The 20173-nt window shown below is 29.9% G+C and carries 19 protein-coding genes; 6 read left to right on the forward strand and 13 right to left on the reverse strand.

Annotated features, from left to right (window positions below; genetic code table 11):
- Window positions 1–3 precede the first annotated feature (3 nt).
- From purB to ELQ10_RS00145, 4 genes are read right to left on the reverse strand one after another with little or no spacing between them, the layout of a single operon-like run.
- Window positions 4–1371, reverse strand: a complete 1368-nt coding sequence (gene purB / locus ELQ10_RS00130) for an adenylosuccinate lyase (protein WP_002892895.1) — start codon at window positions 1369–1371, stop codon at window positions 4–6.
- Window positions 1372–1380: 9 nt separating this feature from the next.
- Entirely contained in the window at window positions 1381–2544 is a 1164-nt protein-coding gene (locus tag ELQ10_RS00135; protein WP_134250000.1) for a PLP-dependent aspartate aminotransferase family protein, read from the reverse strand.
- A gap of 12 nt (window positions 2545–2556) precedes the next feature.
- Window positions 2557–3996, reverse strand: coding sequence for a C4-dicarboxylate transporter DcuC (gene dcuC / locus ELQ10_RS00140; RefSeq protein WP_133401691.1), 1440 nt, complete (start codon window positions 3994–3996; stop codon window positions 2557–2559).
- Window positions 3997–3999: 3 nt separating this feature from the next.
- Complete coding sequence (locus tag ELQ10_RS00145) at window positions 4000–4362, reverse strand: RidA family protein (protein WP_002779137.1); 363 nt, start codon at window positions 4360–4362, stop codon at window positions 4000–4002.
- A gap of 167 nt (window positions 4363–4529) precedes the next feature.
- On the opposite strand from ELQ10_RS00145, the gene ELQ10_RS00150 reads away from it, so the two are divergent.
- Window positions 4530–5186, forward strand: coding sequence for a transcriptional regulator (locus ELQ10_RS00150; protein WP_002855654.1), 657 nt, complete (start codon window positions 4530–4532; stop codon window positions 5184–5186).
- On the opposite strand, the gene ELQ10_RS00155 is transcribed toward ELQ10_RS00150, so the two are convergent.
- Complete coding sequence (locus tag ELQ10_RS00155) at window positions 5187–5657, reverse strand: Cj1386 family hemin-binding protein (protein WP_002862058.1); 471 nt, start codon at window positions 5655–5657, stop codon at window positions 5187–5189.
- 56 nt (window positions 5658–5713) lie between these two features.
- On the reverse strand, window positions 5714–7138 hold the full coding sequence (locus ELQ10_RS00160; RefSeq protein WP_133401690.1) for a catalase: 1425 nt from the start codon (window positions 7136–7138) through the stop codon (window positions 5714–5716).
- Window positions 7139–7308: 170 nt separating this feature from the next.
- Between ELQ10_RS00160 and ELQ10_RS00165 the strand changes: the two genes are divergently transcribed.
- Genes ELQ10_RS00165 through fldA form a run of 3 tightly spaced genes read left to right on the forward strand, consistent with a single transcriptional unit; the run spans window position 7309 to window position 8812 of the window.
- Window positions 7309–7623 carry a DUF2325 domain-containing protein gene (locus ELQ10_RS00165; RefSeq protein WP_002855637.1) on the forward strand — a complete coding sequence of 105 codons (315 nt, stop codon included), beginning with the start codon at window positions 7309–7311 and terminating at the stop codon, window positions 7621–7623.
- A 2-nt stretch (window positions 7624–7625) separates the two neighbouring features.
- Window positions 7626–8321 (forward strand): hypothetical protein, encoded by a 696-nt coding sequence (locus ELQ10_RS00170; RefSeq protein WP_133401689.1) that lies wholly within the window; start codon window positions 7626–7628, stop codon window positions 8319–8321.
- Window positions 8321–8812, forward strand: coding sequence for a flavodoxin FldA (gene fldA, locus ELQ10_RS00175; RefSeq protein WP_002855629.1), 492 nt, complete (start codon window positions 8321–8323; stop codon window positions 8810–8812). The genes ELQ10_RS00170 and fldA overlap by 1 nt, the downstream gene beginning before the upstream one ends.
- Before the next feature lie 43 nt (window positions 8813–8855).
- Here fldA and ELQ10_RS00180 read toward each other — a convergent pair whose 3' ends face one another.
- From ELQ10_RS00180 to selA, 4 genes are read right to left on the reverse strand one after another with little or no spacing between them, the layout of a single operon-like run.
- The gene (locus ELQ10_RS00180; protein WP_052834510.1) at window positions 8856–9386 is read right to left on the reverse strand and encodes a hypothetical protein; all 531 of its coding nucleotides are present in this window, start codon (window positions 9384–9386) and stop codon (window positions 8856–8858) included.
- A 5-nt stretch (window positions 9387–9391) separates the two neighbouring features.
- Window positions 9392–10102, reverse strand: coding sequence for a DsbA family protein (locus ELQ10_RS00185; RefSeq protein WP_070305103.1), 711 nt, complete (start codon window positions 10100–10102; stop codon window positions 9392–9394).
- A 48-nt stretch (window positions 10103–10150) separates the two neighbouring features.
- Window positions 10151–11956, reverse strand: a complete 1806-nt coding sequence (gene selB / locus ELQ10_RS00190) for a selenocysteine-specific translation elongation factor (protein WP_134250001.1) — start codon at window positions 11954–11956, stop codon at window positions 10151–10153.
- Window positions 11953–13275, reverse strand: coding sequence for an L-seryl-tRNA(Sec) selenium transferase (selA, locus tag ELQ10_RS00195; RefSeq protein ID WP_134250002.1), 1323 nt, complete (start codon window positions 13273–13275; stop codon window positions 11953–11955). Before selA ends, selB begins: the two co-directional genes overlap by 4 nt.
- Before the next feature lie 77 nt (window positions 13276–13352).
- Between selA and ELQ10_RS00200 the strand changes: the two genes are divergently transcribed.
- Window positions 13353–15026, forward strand: coding sequence for a 4Fe-4S dicluster domain-containing protein (locus ELQ10_RS00200; protein ID WP_134250003.1), 1674 nt, complete (start codon window positions 13353–13355; stop codon window positions 15024–15026).
- A 2-nt stretch (window positions 15027–15028) separates the two neighbouring features.
- Here the strand turns inward: ELQ10_RS00200 and ELQ10_RS00205 are convergent, their stop codons facing one another.
- On the reverse strand, window positions 15029–16330 hold the full coding sequence (locus ELQ10_RS00205; protein ID WP_134250004.1) for an MFS transporter: 1302 nt from the start codon (window positions 16328–16330) through the stop codon (window positions 15029–15031).
- 166 nt (window positions 16331–16496) lie between these two features.
- Between ELQ10_RS00205 and rdgB the strand changes: the two genes are divergently transcribed.
- Window positions 16497–17099: an RdgB/HAM1 family non-canonical purine NTP pyrophosphatase gene (gene rdgB, locus ELQ10_RS00210; RefSeq protein WP_052804827.1), complete on the forward strand. Its 603-nt coding sequence runs from the start codon at window positions 16497–16499 to the stop codon at window positions 17097–17099.
- A gap of 30 nt (window positions 17100–17129) precedes the next feature.
- Here rdgB and ELQ10_RS00215 read toward each other — a convergent pair whose 3' ends face one another.
- Entirely contained in the window at window positions 17130–19601 is a 2472-nt protein-coding gene (locus tag ELQ10_RS00215) for an RND family transporter (protein ID WP_134250005.1), read from the reverse strand.
- On the reverse strand, window positions 19601–20170 hold the full coding sequence (locus tag ELQ10_RS00220; RefSeq protein WP_134250006.1) for a phospholipid-binding protein MlaC: 570 nt from the start codon (window positions 20168–20170) through the stop codon (window positions 19601–19603). The genes ELQ10_RS00215 and ELQ10_RS00220 overlap by 1 nt, the downstream gene beginning before the upstream one ends.
- Window positions 20171–20173: the final 3 nt, after the last annotated feature.

Consider the following 20173-nt stretch of genomic DNA (forward strand, 5'->3'; position numbering starts at 1 on the left):
TTCCTATTTTAAGATAGCGCTATTTTTGATTTTTGCTAAAAATTCATCTACAAGTTTTGGTGCATATCCTACATAGGTTGTTGCATCAAGCAAAGCATCAATTTCTTTTTCTTTCAATACCTTAGATACTCTTTTATCTGCAAGTAAAACTTCTTTAAAAGTTTTTTGTTTTTCTATACCTAGCATAGCATTTTCATAAACAATCTCATGGGCATGTTGTTTTCCATAATGATCGCTTAATGCAAACATAACACGCTCTGCTAAAACAAAACCATTAAGAGTATTTAAATTTTTAAGCATTTTGTCTTTTTTTACTTCTAAATCACTAAGAGCGAATTTCATATTTGCTAAAACCACAGAAAGCATTAAAAACATTTCAGGTAAAAGCTTCCATTCCATTTTCCAAACTTGACCATCTCTTTCATGTTCATGTCTTTCAATATCGCTTAAAATGGCTAAATTTGCTTTAAAGGCATTGCTTACTGTAACTGCATTTTCACTTACTGCAGGATTTCTTTTGTGTGGCATAGTGCTTGATCCTACTTGTCCTTTGCCAAAAGGTTCAGCAACTTCATCAATTTCATTATGCGAAAGGATTAAAATTTCATGAGCGATTTTGTTAAAGGTTGCGTTGATATTACCTAGTACAAAACCAAGTTCTATAAAGCGATCACGTGCGGGTTGCCAAGAAATATTAGGCACATCAAGTCCTAAATTTTCTAAAGTGAGTTTTTCTACTTCATTGCACTCATCACTTAAACTTGCTTTAGTTCCTACAGCACCTACTATACTACCTACATAAAGTCTTTTTTCAAGCTCAAGTATTCTTTCAAAATGACGCTCAAGTTCGCTTAACCAAATAGCCACTTTATGTCCAAAAGTAATAGGCAAAGCCTGAAGTGCTAAAGTTCTTCCCATCATAGCAGTATTTTTATGGGTTTTAGCTAGTTTTGCTAGGGCTTTTGCGATAGCTTTTAATTCGCTTTTTACAAGAGTCATTGCTTCTTTAAATTGTAAAACCAGTCCTGTATCGATGATATCTTGAGTGGTTACTCCAAAATGTACATATTCGCCTAAATTATTATCGCAAGCTTTTTCTAATCCTCTTACAGTAGGAACTAAAGGGTGTTTAGTCTTTTTAAATTCAGCAAAGATAAAGTCCATATCCATAAATTTATAATGAGCTTTTTTTGCGATCTCATCAGCTGCTTTTTTAGGGATAATTTTAAGTTTTGCTTGTGCTTTTGCTAAAGCTGCTTCAACATCGAGCCATTTTTGTATGCGGTTTTGTTCGCAAAAAATAGCACGCATTTCCTGCGTGCTCCATGAGTCTGCTAGTAATCTATGATCAAATACGCTAATTCCTGTCATCTTATCTCCTTATTTTTTAATACTATCAAAAGCTTGTGTTAAATCAGCAATTAAATCTTTAGTATCTTCAAGACCTATATGAAATCTTACAAATGGCCCTCTTGCACTCCAATCTGTTGCAGTTCTAGGTGGAGTAGTTACGGTGGCTAAGCTTTCATATCCACCCCAGCTAGCACCAATTGAAAAGTATTCTAGTTTATCTACAAATTTAATAGCATCATCTTTGCTATAACCTTCTGTAAATTCTATGGTAATCATACCATTTGCACCTTTATGATCACGCATGAAAATTTCATGATTTGGGTGGGATTTGAGTTTTGGATAGAAAATTGTTTTAATTTCTTTTCTGCTTTGTAAAAACTCTACAATTTCATCAGCACTTTTTTCATGAGCTTTCATTCTTACATCTAGTGTTCTCATACCACGAAGTACTAAGTAAGCATCATCAGGACTTGTTGTAAAGCCTAAAGCTTCTGGAAGTTTGTCAAAATTTTTCCATTCTTTTTCGTTGATTACTACTATACCCATGGTTACATCAGAGTGTCCGCTAAGATATTTTGTAGCGGCGATAACTGAAATATCCACTCCAAGTTCTAAAGGATTTAGAAAATATCCACTAGAATAAGTATTGTCAATAGCTACAGGGATATTATGCGCATGGGCAATTTTGCAAAGTTTTGGTAAATCTATGATTTCATAAAGTATAGAACCTGGACTTTCACATAGGATAAGCTTGGTATTAGGTTTGATTTTTTCTTCTACATCACTTGCATCAGCTTTTAAAAAATCAATTTCAACACCCATTTTTTCTAAAAATAATTCGCAAATCGTTCTTACAGGACCATAAATTGCATCGGTGATTAAAAAATGCGCATCTTTGCTTGCATAGTTTAAAAGCACCATAGCTAATGCTGCAAGTCCTGTTGGGAAAAGTTGTGCTCTATAACCACCCTCTAGAGTGCAAATAAGTTTTTCAAGTTCAAAATTGGTTGTTGTTCCTCTAGCCCCATAGCTTAAAACACGATCTGTTTTTCTTAATTCTCTATATTTTTGCCAAGTTGCGTGATCTTTAAAAAGTATGGTTGATGCACGCATAAGTGTAGGATTGACTGATCTTACTTCAGCGCCTTGATCGCCTCTGCCACAATGAATAAGTTTAGTTTTTGAGTTCATTTTTTCTCCTTTTTAAAGATAGATATAAGTCATAATAACATTTACAATAGCCGCTACAAGCATAGGAATAGCTGTTCTTTTAACCACGGCAAAAGGACTTACTTTTGCAATAGCTGAGATAGCTAAAATCGCTGGTGCAATAGGACTAACACATCTTCCAAAGCCTGTCATAATTTGAATTGGTGCTATCATGGTGATAGTTTCAACTCCAAAGTGTTTTGCTATATTTGGGATAAGTGGAGCAAAGCTAAAAAATGCTGCATTTCCTGAACCCATTAAGAAAGCACAAACTGCAAGTAAGATTGAAACGGCGATAATAATAGCCAAAACTCCAAATCCTGCATTTTTGCAAAATTCTATTAAAGTATCTACAAAACCTACAGATAAAAGACCACTTGCAAATACTTGACCACAAACGATGAGTGAAACTGTGATAACAAATAAATGTCCCATTCCTTTAAAGAAAATCATAATAGAATTAAGAGTTTCTACAACGCTTTTATAGCGTATCATTTCAAAAATAATAGCCACAAAAGTTGAAATCACCATTGCTACTGGAACATTCATTTTAATTGCAGTACTAGCAGCTGCTTTAACTTCTTCAGCGCTACTTATTCCCATTAAAACCAAGATGCTATCAAGTACGGAACTAAATCCTAGGATTAAAACCAAAGGAATTATAGGTAAAATCGCATAAATTCTAGGAGGCTTTTTAAGTTCTTTTTCTTTGCCTTCATTTTCATTTAGTTCTTTTTCAATTTCTTGTGCATTGAAGACAAAATTATCTTTTTTGTCAAAAAATTTATTGCAAAGATATATCGCAATACCTACAGCTATAATGATAGGCAAGGTTGTAGGGAGTTGATAATGAACAAAATAAATTGCAGGATCAACTTCAGCTACTTTTGACGCCATGATCACATTTCCACTTCCAGGTCCATGATCGATATATTGACAAATCGCAATCACACTTAAGGCAGAAAGTTTTGAAACACCAGAGCGTACAAGTATAGGATACATAGTAACCATAAGTAAAAGTGCCAAGCCTGCGTGAGAAGGGATGAAAAGAACTAAAAATTGCACGATAAAATAAGCAACTATGAGTAAAACATAAGGAGATTTTACGGCTTTTAAAGGTTTTTCAAAAACTTTAAAAAGTGCATAAGAAGCCCCTACATGATCCATATAAGCAGAAAAACCTGCTATAGTCATAAGTGTAAGTCCAAGTCCTGCTAATGTACTTGACATGGTTTGATTAAAAACTTGAAAAATATCAAAAAAACCTAAATTTAAAGAACCTTTAGCGACAATGTGTGGAGAAAGTCCAAAAATAGCAGCTAAGGAAAGTAAAAGTAAACCACTTAAAAGCAATGCCATGTGAGCATTGATTTTTTTATAAAGCATAAAAACAAGTAAAAAAACACTAAATAAAGAAAAAACAATACCTAGCATGTTTTATCCTTTTTGAGCGATGATCTCTATCTCTACTTTAGCTTTTTTTGGCAGATCTTTTACTGCAAAAGCACTTCTTGCTGGATAAGGAGCTTTAAAAAATTCAGCATAAATTTCATTGAATGCTACAAAATCATTAATATCAGCTAAAAAGCAAGTGGTTTTAATCACTTTATCATAACTGATACCATTTTCTTCTAAGATAGCACCGATATTTTTTAAAGATTGTTTGGTTTGTTCTTTGATATCAGAGCTTTCTATTTCTCCTGAAGCAGGGTTGATAGGAAGTTGTCCTGATATAAATAAAAGTCCATTTGCTTCCCTATAAGCTGAGTATGGACCAATGGCCTTTGGATAGTTTGACATGAATTCTCCTTTGTTAAATATAGATTAAACAGAATGCATTTTATCACTACAATAATAATTTGTCAATAGTTTATTATCATAATAATAAAATTTTATTTTTAAGAAATGTTTTAAAGTATAAAGAGTAGAATTTAATATTATATTAATTTTTTATTGAAGGCAGTTTTATGGATGAGGGACAAAAACAACAATTTATAAAGTTGACATATTTTTTAGGAGAAGTTTTAGGTGAGCAATATGAGATAGTTTTTCATGTAATTACTGAAGATGGGGCCTATATTGCGGCAATTGCTAACAATCACATTAGTGGGAGAAGTTTAGATTCTCCCTTGACTGCTTTTGCAAGTGAGCTTATGCAAAATAAAAAATATTTAGAAAAAGATTTTTTATGTGATTATAAGGCTCTTGTTGGAAAATCAAAATTAATTAGAGGATCTACTTTTTTTATTAAAAATCATGACAAATTAGTAGGTATTTTGTGTATCAATCATGATACTAGCATTATGAGAGATTTAATATGCAAGATGATTGATTTAGAAAAAATTGGAGATATGGGTGATATTTTAGGAAATATTAGTTTTTCTCAAAATGATTCAAGCATAGAAACATTAAGTCACTCGATAGAGGATATTTTAGTTCAAAGTGTAGATTCTAGTTATTTAAATTCTGATTATCAATTAAGCATTGCTCAAAAAGAAGAAATTGCTGAAAAGCTATATGAAAAAGGTATTTTTAATATAAAAGGAGCGGTTCCTATCGTAGCAAAATTTTTAAAAATTTCAGAACCTAGTGTTTATAGGTATCTGAAGAAATTTAAAAAATAACTAAAATTTTTTGATAAATTTTAGTATTTTTAGGCTCATTTTCTTTAAAAAATTATTTTTAGATTTTTTGAGTAAAAATTCTGCCACATCTTTGCGTCCAAACATAATAGCAAAGGTATAAGGTGTCATTCCTAAACCATTGTTTTCGTCAATATTTGCTCCATATTTAACTAAAAGTTCACACATAGGTAAGTATCCTTTAAAACAAACTCCTGCTAATGGGGTTTGTCCGCGATCGTTTTTTTCATCTACTTTTGCACCTTTTTCTAAAAGCATTTTAGCGCTTTCATAAGAATTATTATAAGCTGCAAGCATAAGCAAGCTATCGCCTTTATGAGTTTTTAAATTTACATTTAAACCTGCTTCTATCATGATTTTAAGATTTTCACATTCATTATTTCTTGCAAAATTAAAAGCCATTTTGCAAAGCTCTTCAAATCTTTTTTCTTCTTCTAAACTAAGAGTTGTCATTGTTTTTCCTTAATTATTATAATCTTTAGTTTGCCACCAAAAGTGGCAAGTAAAAATTATTTTTCTAAAGCTTTTTTAATTCCTTTTGCATAATCAGGTGAAATTTTTTCAAAATGTTCTAAAGCTCTAGTGATAATTTTTTCATCAACTCCCTCCATAGAAGCGGCGATATTATGAAAAAGTTGAGTTTTTTGATCATCATTCATAAGATTAAATAAAGCTCTTGGTTGAGTATAAAAGTCATTATCTAGTGGAGCATATCTTTGCGCTACGCCTTCTAAGACTAAATCAGGTTCAAGATAGCTTTTGTCTTCTTTTGGGCTATTATCATAGCTGTTTGGTTCATAATAAGCAGCATCATTTTTATAACTATCAAAATTCATAGCACCAGCGACATTGTAAGTATTCACTTCGCTTTTTGCACGATTTACGGGCAAAAGATGATAATTAGTTCCTATTCTATATCTTTGTGCATCAGGATATGAAAAAATTCTAGCTTGCAACATTTTATCAGGGCTAAAGCCAATTCCAGGAACGATATTGCTTGGACTAAAGGCAGCTTGTTCAACTTCATTAAAATAATTTTGAGGATTTTTGTTTAGAATCATTTCGCCTATATCCATCAAAGGTACAAGACTATGAGGCCAAATTTTTGTTAAATCAAAAGGATTAAATCCAAGCTTTTCTATATCTTTTTTAGCAAGAATTTGAACTTGAACTTTCCATTTTGGAAAATCTTTATTTTCTATAGCATTATAGAGATCTCTTTGATGACTTTCCCTATCCTTTGCTATAAGCTCTGCAGCTTCTTGGTTGGTAAGATTTTTAATCCCTTGTTGGGTTTTAAAATGGAATTTCACCCAAAATCTTTCATTTTTATCATTAGTAAAACTATAAGTATGGCTTCCAAATCCATGCATATGACGATAACTTGCAGGAATTCCTCTATCACTCATAAGAATGGTTACTTGATGTAAGCTTTCAGGACATAAACTCCAAAAATCCCAAGCAGCGTTATTGCTTCTTAAATGTGTTCTTGGATCTCTTTTTTGAGTATGGATGAAATCAGGAAATTTATAAGCATCACGGATAAAAAAAGTTGGAGTATTATTTCCTACTAAATCCCAGTTTCCTTCTTTGGTGTAAAATTTAATAGCAAAACCTCTCACATCGCGTTCAGCATCTGCTGCACCTGCTTCACCTGCTACTGTTGAAAAGCGTAAAAATAATGGAGTAACTTCGCCTTTTTGAAAAATTTTAGCTTTGGTATAAGCACTTAAGTCTGCTGTAATTTTTATTTCGCCATAAGCTCCACTTCCCTTAGCATGAACGGTTCTTTCTGGAATTCTTTCTCTATTTTGATGAGCAAGTTTTTCAAGCAAAAGATAATCTTGCATAAGCAAAGGTCCTTTTGCGCCTGCGCTTAATGAATTTTGGTTATCGGCTATAATGTTTCCAAAATCGTTAGTCAATTTTTTCATTGTTTTCTCCTAAATAATAAATTTTATTAATTAGTAAATTATATCTATTAAAAATTAAAATTAACTGAATAATTGCATTTTATTGATAATAAATTTCAAAATAAATTTAGTTTTTTTATATTATAATAATAATTATCAAAATATATTTTAAAAATCACAAAGGAGAATTTATGTCAGTTTTGGTTATTGGTGCAGATGAAATCACTCCTATTAGAGCTGTTTTACATGATTTAGGTGCTAAAAAAATAGAACACTGGGATGCGCGTAATGAAAATAGAGTTAATCGCAAGCCGATTCCTTGTGATACAGAATGTATAGTAATGTTAACAAGCTTTTTAAATCATAATACTATGAAAAAAATCAAAAATGAAGCTAAAAAGCGCAAAATTCCATTAGTTTGTGCAAAAAGAAGTGTAAGTTGTGTGTATTGTGAATATTGTAAAATTTTTAATCTTAATAAAGAATTTTCTTGCTATAAAGGTTAAAGATGTTATTTGGATTTGATGATAAGCGAGAATTTATACCGCAAATTTATCGCTATTTAAACAATCAAGAGCTTATGTTGACTTTTTTAACTCAATATAATGCGAGCGTTGATAGCGCTCTAAAAATTCCTCTTTCATATGCAAAAAATACCAAGAGTTTAAAAATGATATTTGGAAATTTTTTACATGATATAATGCATGTTTCATTTGGTAAGATTCAAAATATAAATATCAAGCTTAATGCATACGCTTTTTACTTTCAAAAAAGAAAAAGCTTAATTTTTAATACTAAAATATCTAAGAATATCGATCTTTTAAGACTTTTAAGAATTTATCTTTATGGCATTTGTTTTGATGCACAAATTTTATTTAGCTCTTATGTTTATGATAAGGTTTCTTTTCAAAATAATGGAAAAAATATCGATCAAGATGGTGATCTTATTATAATAGATAAGAAATTTGCAATTTTACCACTTTGCAAAGAGATTAATACATATAATTTAAAAATTGAAAATGAAATTCATGAATTATTGAATTTAATAAAAGAAAATAATTTTGAAAAATTTTATATTGTTTGTCCGCGTAACAAAAATTTCACACATTTTATTGAAATAAAACATTTTTTGTGTGATTTAAACAAAACTATGTTAAAATTAGTTCCGTATAAAATATCAAATCAAATTATAAGGAGAAAATAATGTCAGTAGCAGTAATCTATGGTAGTGCTATGGGAAATACAGAAGGAGCGGCTAATACAATTGCTTCAAAACTTGGAATTAGTGATGTTTTTAATATCTCAGATATTGATGCAGCTAAAATGAATTCTTACGATAAATTAATTTGTGGAACTTCAACTTGGGGAAGTGGTGATTTACAAGATGATTGGGATGGTTTTGATTTTTCAGGGCTTAGTCTTGGTGGAAAAACTGTAGCTGTATTTGGTATGGGTGATAGTGAAAGTTATTCTGACACTTTTTGTGGTGGCATGGGTAAATTAGCTCAAAATTTAAAAGATGCAGGTGCAAATTTGGTAGGAGAAGTTTCAACTGATGGTTATACATTTGAAGCAAGCGATGCGGTTGTAGATGGTAAATTTGTTGGACTTGCTCTTGACAATGATAATCAAGAAGATCAAACTGAATCAAGAATTGATGCTTGGGTAGAACAAATCAAACCTTATTTTGCTTAATAATTCTTAAAATCAAGAGTCTTTATACTCTTGATGTCTTTTCTTAAAAATAAAAAAAACTCACTATTTGATTTATAATTTTATTTTCTAAAGATAACTGACAGCGTTCTTTATTTCCAAGATAAGCCGTTCTTGCAAGAAGACTTGTTTTTTGAGAATTGTGATTTTTAGAGTTGATTTGTAAATTAACCTGTATAGTATAGTAGTTTTCCACCATCCATTCTCCATCGCTTTCCAAAGGATCAAAATCATAAAAAAATCTTGCTGAAGTTGTGATTTTTTGAGCATAAGAATGCTTTTTCATATCTACAAGATTGATTAAAATTTCATAATCTGCATTCTCTTTTACTTCTTTTAAGCCTAAATTTTTAAGTTTTAAAGCCAAATCTCTATCCAAAGTAGTTCGAAGTTGGCTAGGATTTTGAAAGGAAATTTTAAAACTTTGTTGTTTTTGCGATCTGATAAAAATGCCTTCATTGCTTGTTTGAATAAAGCTTTGTATGAAAGTTGCATTGGTGCAAGCACTCATAAAGAGTGCTATAAAAAAGCTTAAAATTAAAGCAAATTTAGACATTAGGTTTATTTAATAATAGTTGGAGTAGCGCTAAGACCTAATGAGCGATATTTTTCATATAAGGAAAAAACTTCTTTTAATTCTGCATCGCTTACTTTTGGATAATTTTTGATATTTGCATCATAGTATTTGTTTAAAATTGCGATTTTTTCTTTATCATTTTTTGCTTTTTTTGCTTCTTTGTAGATTAGAGCGGATTTTTCAAAAGCAGATTTTCCATGTACTGGAGTTAAAATATAATTAACTTGATAGTTTTTAAGTTCATCATCAATTTGAGCTAAATGTTCTCTACAATAAGGGCATTCAGGATCTGAAAAAACATAAATTGCAGGTTTATTTTTATCTCCCAAAGCTATTACCATGGTTTCTTTTTGTGCTACAGCTTTAGCATTTTTTGTAAAATTTTCTCTTGCTTCTTGAAATTTTTTCATTTCATATTCTTGAGCATAAGAAATTCCCGTTTTCAAGTCGATAAGATCAGGGGCGATAAGACTATCTTTTGTAAAAAGAATGTTTTCTTGTTTTTGTCCATTTAATTCAACGCTTACAATAACACTTTCAAAACCCGTATTACCAACCTTTTGACGATTTGATACACTAACGGTAGCATTTGGAAATTGTGCTTTAATGCTTTTTGAATAAAAATCACTAATTTCTGAATTACTTGCAGCAAACAAAGATGCTGAACAGGCAAGAATTAAACTTAATTTTTTCATAGTTTATAAATCCTTTAAATAAATTATGTTTAATTCTATAATGATTTTCTAAATGTTTGTTAAAAATCTTTTTTCAGCTTCTTTGCTTACTTGAGGAAATTTGTCTAAGTATTCTAAATAAGCAATAGCATATTTTCTTGAAAGATTGAAATATTCTTTCATACTTTGCACATCAAGACTTTGATTTTTTAATAAATTTAAACATTCTTGCATAAGTTTTTCAAGAGCTTGTTTTTCTATAAAAAGATTGTGTGAAAGTCTTACAACCAAGCCTTTTTGGGTAAGTTTTTTGAGTATATTATCTCCGCTTTTTCTATCAAGTTCTAAAAAATCATAAAGATTATAAGGAGCTTCGGGTTTAATACCTTGTTTTTTTAAAATTTCATATAATTGATTATTATTTTTTTCTTGAAGTTTTTCAAAATCTATACCTTTTTTAAAATAAATTCCATTTTGAAAATCCAATAAATTTGACATTTCTTTAAGCCCAAGTTCGCAAAAATTTTCGCTTGCCCAAGTAATCCTTAAAGCTAAGGAATGTGCTGAAAGCATGGCATAAGGATTTTTTTCAAGTATGAATTTGATGAAATTTTTAATTTCTTTTAGGCTTTGTAAATGATATACATTAAGATTTTTTTCATCGACAAATACTTGATTTAATTCTTTTGCTAATTTCAATGCTTTTTGATGGGAAAGTTTAAATCTTTGATAGCTTGAAAGCAAACCAAAGCCGTATTTGTGTGCGTCTTTTAAGAAAGAAAAAGCTGCTTTAAAATCTTTATTTTTCAAAAACATTAAAAATTTATTTTTTTGTTCTTTTTTTAAAGGTTCGCTTAAAGGATTTAAAACCCTACCACCGCCTATAACACGATTGTTTTGTAATAAAATAAAAGCCTCATCAAAACTTAAAAATACATTTTTATCAAAACTAAAATGCACAAAAAATTCATCATTTTCTAGTTTTTTTAATATATTTATTTTGCATTCTATTTGTCTTGAACCTACACAAAAAATCATTTTGCTATTTTGTAAATTTTTTGCTTTAACTAAAGCATCGCATTCTTTAAAGGCTTTAAAATAACCTTTTTTACTTAGCAAATAACCTTTTTTCAACTCTTTATAATCACAATTTAAACTTAAAGCCACACGGTTACAAGCTTTGATTTGCTCTAAATTAGTATCGTGGTTTTTTATATTTTTAACAATGAGTTCTTTTTGAGTGTCTAAACAGATGATTTTTTCATTTAAAGTGATACTTCCTTCATTCAGGCTACCTGTAACGACAGTTCCTATGCCTTTTAGAGAAAAAACTCTATCGATATAATAATGAAAAATCAGTTCTTCATCGTTTTCTTTGTTTTCTATGGTATAAAGATAATTTTTTAATTCTTCTATGCCTTGATTATTTTTTATACTGGTGTGAAATACTTTTAAAATGGGATAATCTAAATTTTTTAACTCTTCTAAAATTTCTACACTTTTTTGCTCTATATTTTCACAAAGATCGCATTTGCTAAGCACTAAAATGATATTTTTAATATCAAGAATTTTTAAAATTTCTAAATGTTCTAAACTTTGTTCTTTTAAACCTTCGTTAATATCTACGACAAATAAACAAACACTAAAGCCAAAAGCTCCACTTACCATAGTTTTAACCAAATCTTTATGTCCTGGAACATCGATAAAAGAAATGTTTTTATCTTTTAATTTAAGATTTGAAAAACTTAAATTAATGGTGATTTGTCTTTCTTGTTCTTCTTTTAAACTATCGCCTTCAAAACCATTTAAAGCTTTAATGAGTGAAGTTTTTCCATGATCAATATGTCCTGCGGTTCCTATAATAACAGATTTCATAAGTTTTCCATTTGATTGATTATAAGAATAAGTTTTTGAAGTTCATTTTCTCGTATAGTTCTAAAATCAAGAACAAATTCATCATTTTCAATGCGTCCTATGATATTTTCTTTTCTAAATCGAGTTTGTAGTTTTAAAGCATCTCCTTGAAAAGTCAGTATATAAGTATCTAAACTTTTATCAGGCATAGAACCTCCTCCTACTAAACTTTTACTTTTTTTAAGCTGGGTTTGAAAAATTAATTCTTTTTGCACTCTTAAAGCTTTTTTCTCTATAAAGGATAAGTCATCATTTAAAAGTTTTAAGGTAATAATTTTTTCATAATCTTTTTGTAAATAAGCTTTTAAGCTTTCGTTTAAAAAAGATAGGGTTAATTTATCCACTCTTAGCATTCTTAAAAGTTGATTTTGTTTAAGTTTTTCTATGAGTTCTTTTTTTCCAAGTATAATGCCTGCTTGCACACTACCAAAAAGTTTATCTCCACTAAAACTTAAAATATCACATTCTTGCACGAGTTTTTTGATTTTAGGTTCATTTTTAATCAGTTTTTCGTTTAAATTTTCACACCAGCCAGAACCTAGATCATAATAACTCAAAAGCCCTTTTTCTTTTGCTAATTCATGTAGATCTTTTATATTTACTTCACTGTGAAAACCCATAAGAGCGAAATTAGACTTGTGGGTTTTTAAAATTAGAGCGGTATTTTCACTGATAGCTTGTTCATAGTCTTTTAAGTGTGTTTTGTTGCTAGTTCCAACTTCGCAAAGCTTTACACCTGCAGCTTTTATCACTTCAGGCACACGAAAACTTCCGCCAATTTCTACAAGTTCTCCTCTTGAGCTTATGACTTCTTTATCATAACAAAGAGAATTAAGCACTAAAAAAACTGCCGCAGCGTTGTTATTGACCACTAAAGCATCTTCACATTCAAAAAGCATTTTAAGTTTTTCTAGTACCAAAGCATAGCGAGATCCTCTTTTTCCATTTTCTAAATCAAACTCTACATTAGAATAATTACAAATGATATCTTTACACGCTTCATAAAGTTCTTCATGGATTACACTTCTACCAAGGTTTGTGTGTATAACCACTCCACTTGCATTAATCACACTTTGTAAATCTTTGCGATAAAAAGTTTTGATTTCTTTTTTGATTTCTAAAAGTAGTTTATCTTTAGAAATTTTATCTTGGGAAAAATTTTCTTTTAGTTTTGCGACAACTTTTTTACAAAAAAATGCTTTGATATAAAAAGGATAGGATTTTAAACTCTCATCTTCAATAAGAGTGTTAATCTGTGGAAAAGTTCTAAATTTGTTCATCTTAAGCCTTAAGAAAATATTTGGTTATTTTAACATAGAATTTATAAAATGATGTTTTAAAGAGATTAAGGAAGATAATGCAAGATTTTGTTTATATAAAAAATGATGTTTTAATCCCTTTGCCCGATGCTATTGAAATTTTAGATCAGGTAAATGATAAAGAAGTATTAGTTTGCAATGATAAAAATCAAAAAGCACAAATTTATGCCCCTGAGATTAATTTTTATCTTAAAAATTCTCAAGATGAAATTTTAGAGCAAAGTAAAAATGTTTTAACGCTTTATGAAGCAAGAGCTAGTGTTTATGATTTAGGGCTTGATTTAGAACAAAGCAAAGAAGTGCAAAATCGTTTGATTTCAGTAGATAGCGATACTCAAACCGTAGAGTTTTTAAAAGAACATGGATTTAAGGTTATTGCTTTAAGTAGTGCAGAAATTTTAGCTGTTTTTGGAAGTGTAGGGGAGCTTTGTGCTGTGGTTAAAAATCAAGGCGAAGAAGTGGAAATAGATTTTGATTTTTTACTTTTTAAAGCTGAGGATTTAAGCGTTGTGCGTAAAGATTTTACAAGACAAAGTGGATGTTATAATCTTTTAAATTTTGAAAATCTTGAAGTATTGTTGGAGTTTTTGCAAAGCAAAAGTCCAAAATATCATTATAAAACTTATATTAGCTATAATGCTAGCGTGTGTCAATACCACGAAAGACGCAGTGAGCATTGTGCAAAATGTGCTGAAATTTGTCCTACTGTGGCGATTTTAAAAGATGATGAAAACAAACATTTGGAATTTTCTCAAGTGGATTGTTTGGGTTGTGGAGGATGTATTAGTGTGTGTCCTAGCGGATCGCTTGATTATGCTCCTATGCCAAGAGAAAGTTTTTTTACCCTTTGTAAGTTTTATAAAGATAAAAAAATTTTAATCATTCCTAAAAAAATGTCTTTAGAAAATTTAAATCTTGCTTTACCAAAAGATGTTTTACCCTTTATGATAGAGGGTGAAAAATGGCTTTCTTCTATGCATTTTTTAACGCTTTTGCAAAATAGTGGAGCAAATTTGGTTTTTTATACGGATTTTGTATCTCGTGGTAGTAATGAGGCTATTGTACTTTTAAATACTTTTTTTGAGAGAAAATTTCAAAAAAAAGCTATTTTTGTTGCTAAAGATGAGAAAGAATTGCAAAATGTTTTAAAAGAGCAAGAATTCATACAAGATTTAAAATATGATTTTCATAATAACACCTTAACTACAAGAGAAAATTTTGCCAAAAGAATGCAAGAAATGATAAAAAATGAAGATTTTGGTAGTATAGAAAGTGGCGAATGGTTGCGTTATGGTAAGGTAGAAATCAATCCTAACACCTGTACGCTTTGTCTTTCTTGCGTGGGTGCCTGTAATGTAGGAGCTTTAATTGCTGATAAACAAGAAAATGCTTTGAAATTCAATGCTTCTCTTTGTACGACTTGTGGGTATTGTGAGTTAAGTTGTGCCGAAAAAGATACTTTAAAATTATTTCGTAGTGGAATGGAGTTTAGAGCTTCTTATTTTGAATATCAAACCATGGCAAAAGATGAGCTTTTTGCCTGTATAGAATGTGGTAAAGAATTTGCTACCAAAAAAGCTGTAGAAAAAATAGCCAATTTAATGAAGCCTAAATTTGGTAATGATGAAAATAAAATCAAAACACTTTATTGCTGTGCAGATTGCAAGGCAAAAGTGATGATAAAAGCAATGGGTTTTGCGGGGCAAAATTAGATTTAGATCTTAATTTTGCCTTCTAATTCTTCTTTATTTGTAAGTTTGCTATCAAATTTAACAACAAGATTTTTAGAGTTTTTATAAATATCTACAACCCCTAAATTTTCACTAAAAGTACTGAAATTTAAAGGCGTTTCTAAAGGTAGATAAAGGTTTTTAAAATCAGCTGGATTTTTTAAGAAGAATAATGCTACAAGCCAAATTAGAGCTAAAATTACTAAAATAATAGCTAAAAGATTTAAGGCATCTAGATGCAAAAATATCCCCCCGATAATACCACCTGTAAAACTTCCGCCATATCCAAAAGCATTAAACAATCCTAATGCTGCGCCTTTTTCATGAACTTTACAAAATTTTGATGCACAACTTTGCATAATAGGTTCGTGTAAATTAAAACCTATGAAAAAAATCACAACTGCTGTAATAAAAAAATCTATAGAATTACTAAAAGCAAAGAAAAGATAAGAAAGTATGAAAAAAACAATTCCTAAGAGTAAAATTTGTTTAGCTAAACCTCTTTTTTCGCCTAAACTTCCAGCAAAGCCCATAGCGATAAAACCTGCTACCATAGAAGCACTATAAACAATCCAAAGTTTATCAGAAGCAAAGCCTAAATGTTTTACTAGGATGATAGGAATACTTAAAAATGCTATACTCATAAGCATTTTTTGCATGAAATTAGTAAGATTCATAAGGGCTAAATTTTTTTGTTTAATAAGATGAAAAAAAGGAGTTTTTTCATTTTCATGAGTGATTTTATTTTCTTTAGGTACAACGGTATAAAGTAAAATTATACATAAAAGAGACAAAGCCGCACTAAGATCAAAAAGGCTAGATAAACCCCATTTTGCACTCATTAAAGGAGAAATTACCATAGAAGCTGCAAAACTAAGTCCTATAAAAGAACCCATTACCGCCATGGCTTTACCACGATTTTCTTCTGTGATAAAATCACTTATCATTGCTGTAGCTACTGCTCCAATAGCTCCTGCGCCTTGGAGCATTCTTCCTAAAAGCATGGTGTAAATATTTTCTGCAAAAGAGCAGATTAAAGAGCCTATTATAAAAATAATCAGTCCAATGAGCATGGTTTTTTTACGACCGATTTTATCGCTTAAAATCCCAAAAGGCATTTGTAAAATCATTTGGGTTAAGGCGTAAACACCAACTAAAAGTCCCACTAAAAATTCATTAGCACCTTCAAGTTTTAAAGCATAAAGACTTAAAACTGGCAAAACTATAAAAAGCCCAAAAAATCTTGTTCCAACTATGAAAGATAAGGGTAAGACATTATTTAGCATTATCAATTTCCTATTAAATTTGAAATTTAAATTAGGATAATTTTACTATGAAATGGATTAAGCATTGATTAACATCGTTTTATCATTTGATATTTAAAAGCTACGCACAAGGATAAATTTTATAAAATCATATTTTTGTTTTTGATATTATTTTGGAGCTTTTGTTATGAAGATTATCCTAGCTACGAGCAATAAACATAAAGTTTTAGAACTTAAAGAAATTTTAAAAGATTTTGAAATTTATGCCTTTGATGAAGTTTTAATGCCTTTTGAGATTGAAGAAAATGGAAAAACTTTTAAAGAAAACGCCTTGATTAAAGCAAGAGCAGTTTTTGATGCTTTGGATGAAAAGCAAAAAAAAGATTTTATCGCTTTAAGTGATGATAGTGGCATTTGTGTAGATGTTTTAGAAGGAAATCCAGGAATTTATTCTGCTCGATTTAGCGGTAAGGGCGATGATAAAAGTAACCGTGATAAACTTGTCAATGAAATGGTAAAAAAAGGTTTTAAACAAAGTAAGGCGCATTATGTTGCTGCTATTGCTATGGTAGGTTTGATGGGGGAATTTAGTACGCATGGAACCATGCATGGAAAAGTAATAGATACAGAAAAAGGTGAAAATGGTTTTGGTTATGATAGCCTTTTTATTCCAAAGGGTTTTGATAAAACCTTAGCCCAACTTAGCGTGGATGAGAAGAATAATATCTCTCATCGTTTTAAAGCTTTAGAGCTTGCAAAAATCATTTTAAAGATTTTAAATAAAGGATAAAAATGAAAAATTTTTTAAAATATATAGCTATTATTGTTTTAATATATGCTCTTTATGTTGGTTTGGAAACTTGGTTTTCTTAGAATAAATAGTGATTAAAAAGCTTGGTAATAAGAACAAACTTCCACTTAAAAGCAAAATCATTACAAAAACGGTTAAAATTCCAAAATAAATTGTTGGAATAAAATTGCTACTCACCATAACACTAAAACCTAAAACTATGCTAATGGTAGTATAATAAAGTGCCGAACCTATACTAAGGTGAGAAATCATAATGGCTTCTTCTAGGCTTTTGTTTTTAATTTCTTCTCTAAAACGATAAATATAATGTATAGCATCATCAACGCCTATACCTATAGCAATAGCAGCTATAGTAATACTCATCATATCCAAAGGAATACCTAAAAGCCCCATAAGAGCAAAAACCACACTTAAAGGAATAACATTTACCAATATAGCCGCAACTGAAAATTTTAAATCCCTAAAAACAATGATAAAAAGTATAAAAATAGCTAAAATTACAAATATAAGAGTATCAAATTGCGATGAAAAAAGACTTTGGAGCATATTATTATAAAGCACCATTATGCCTGTGATTTGAACTTCTACTCCATCGTTTTTTACAAGTTCGTTGAGTTGTTTTTTAAGATCTATTAAAAACTCATTACGTCTTAAATTCGGATCAGAATCAATAATACGCATACTAAATCTTAACTCATTATTTTCTATACTTACAAAAGGTGAGAGCAAGTCTTGTTTAAATTTAGCAGGTAAATTCTCATTTAAAAACGCAAGGGTAAAATCATCTAAATCTTTTCCATCGTTGATATTTTTTCCTAGGGTTAAAAGACTATTAAGACTTAAAACTGAGCCTACAAATTCTTTGTTTTCTAAAAATTCATGAACTTTTTTTGCAATGCGTGTTTTTTTAGAATCAAACCAATAAGTTTCTTGTGTGGCTAAATTTTCAAATTCACTTTCAAAACTATCAAGAGTATCGCTTGTATTTTGATCGTTTTTATTATTTGGAAAACGAATGATCACTTCTAAAGGCAAGGTTCCACCTAGATTTTTATCAATAACCAAAAGTCCTTTTTTGATTTCACTACCATCTTTGAAATAATTGACAAAAGAATTTTCAACTCTGAGTTTTGAAATGCCTATTAAAGCTAAGATTATAGCAAGAACTGAAATTCCATAAATCATGCGACGCTTTTTAGGATCAAGAGCGGTTTTGGCGCAAAAGGCTAAAAGATTAAATTTAAACTCTTTTTTATGATAATTTTTTGGTTTTAAAAGAACTAAGATACTTGCTAAAAACAAATAACTAAAGATAAGAGCTAAACCTATACCTATACTCATCATAATGCCAAGTTTTATGATAGGTTCGATATTTGATAGGATTAAAGAAAAAAATCCTATCATCGTTGTAACAATGGCATAAAGGCTAGGATTTGCTTTGGCTAGTAAGGTTTCAAGCACTATGCGCTCAACTTTAGCTTTGGGATGATTTTGAGTGCTTTCGATAAAATGCGTGATCAAATGAACAACTACACTTAAGGTGATAATTAAAACTAAAGCAACATAATTTGATGAAATAACCGTGATTTGAAAATTTAAAAGTGCAAAAACTCCACTAGCTGCACTTAAGCTTATAAAGCAAATAAAAAGAGGTAAAAAAACAAAACGCCATGAACGGAAAAAATAATAAAGTGCAAGTCCTAGTAAAAATACAAGAGAAACACCATAAAGCACAAGATCAGATTTTATATAAGCTATCATATCATCAGCGATCATGCTTACGCCACCAAGGTAGAGCGTATCTTTATTTTTTTCATAGTTTCGAACTATACTTTTAATAGTATCTAAGCTTTGTTTCGTGATAACTTTTTGCTTGTCTTGATGTTCTTTTATGGCAAGACGAATTTGATCTTTTTCTTTTTCATTGGTGGCAAGATCGCGTTTTTCTACAAGATCATTATAAACTGTATCAGGCTTTAAGTAAATAATAAGTCCTGTTACTTTTCCATCTTTTGAGATGATATTATTTTTATAAAAAGGACTATTTAAAATTTCATTTTGGGCTTTTGTGCGGTTTATATCTTGGCTTTCTATATTTGGGATATTTTTTAAAAGTTCTTTTAAATGCGTATTTTGCGAACTTTGAAGTAAAGGGGCATTGATGATACTAAAAACGCGCTCTACCAAAGGGGCTTTTTCTAATTCTTCATGAAGTTTTTTTAATTTAGCTAAATTTTCATTTGAAAAAGGTTTTTCATCATAGGGTTTGAAGGCTAAAAGTAAAAAATTATCACTTTTATAATGTTTTGAAATTTCTCTAAAAGTTTTTAAATCTGCATCATCTTCTAAAAGTAAACTTTCAGCACTTGCATCTACACTAAGCTTAAAAGCAAAAAAGCTTAAAAACAGGCATATAAACAAGGTTCCAAAAAAAGTACTTTTTGGACGAGAAATAAAAAACTTTAAAAGCTTTGCAAACATTATTCTATGACAATACTTTCAAGTTTTTGAAGTAGGGCATCAAAGCCTTGGTTGGCTAAAATATCTCCAAATTGTGATCTATAAGTTTGTACTATACTCACACCTAAAACATCTACATCATAAATAAGCCAGTTGTTATTATCATTGTAAAATTTGAAAATGATATTTTTTTCTTCCCCATCTACCACCATAGAAGTGGTTAAAAAATAACGTTTTTCATTTTTTAACTCACCATTTTTGACCTTTAAAACCTGATCTTTATAAAGACTGAGTTTATCGGTAAAACTTTTTTTAAGACTTGTTTCAAAGGCTGTGGTAAATTTTTCTTGTTCTTTTGAGTTTAATTTAGAATAATTTTTCGAAAGACTGAGTTTTGCCATGAGTTTATAATCAATTATGCTATCAAAAAGTTTAAAAATTCCATCAGCAGCTTGTTTTTTATCTTCTTTACTATCTTGTAAAAGTTTTAAGCTTGCATCAATGTTTTTTTGCATAGTGCTAGAAATTTCATCTAGTTGTAAGGCAAAAGCATTAAAAAATAAAGCCAAGATTAAAAATATTTTTTTCATTAT

This window comes from Campylobacter sp. US42a (genome assembly GCF_004379055.1).
Lineage (GTDB): Bacteria > Campylobacterota > Campylobacteria > Campylobacterales > Campylobacteraceae > Campylobacter_D > Campylobacter_D jejuni.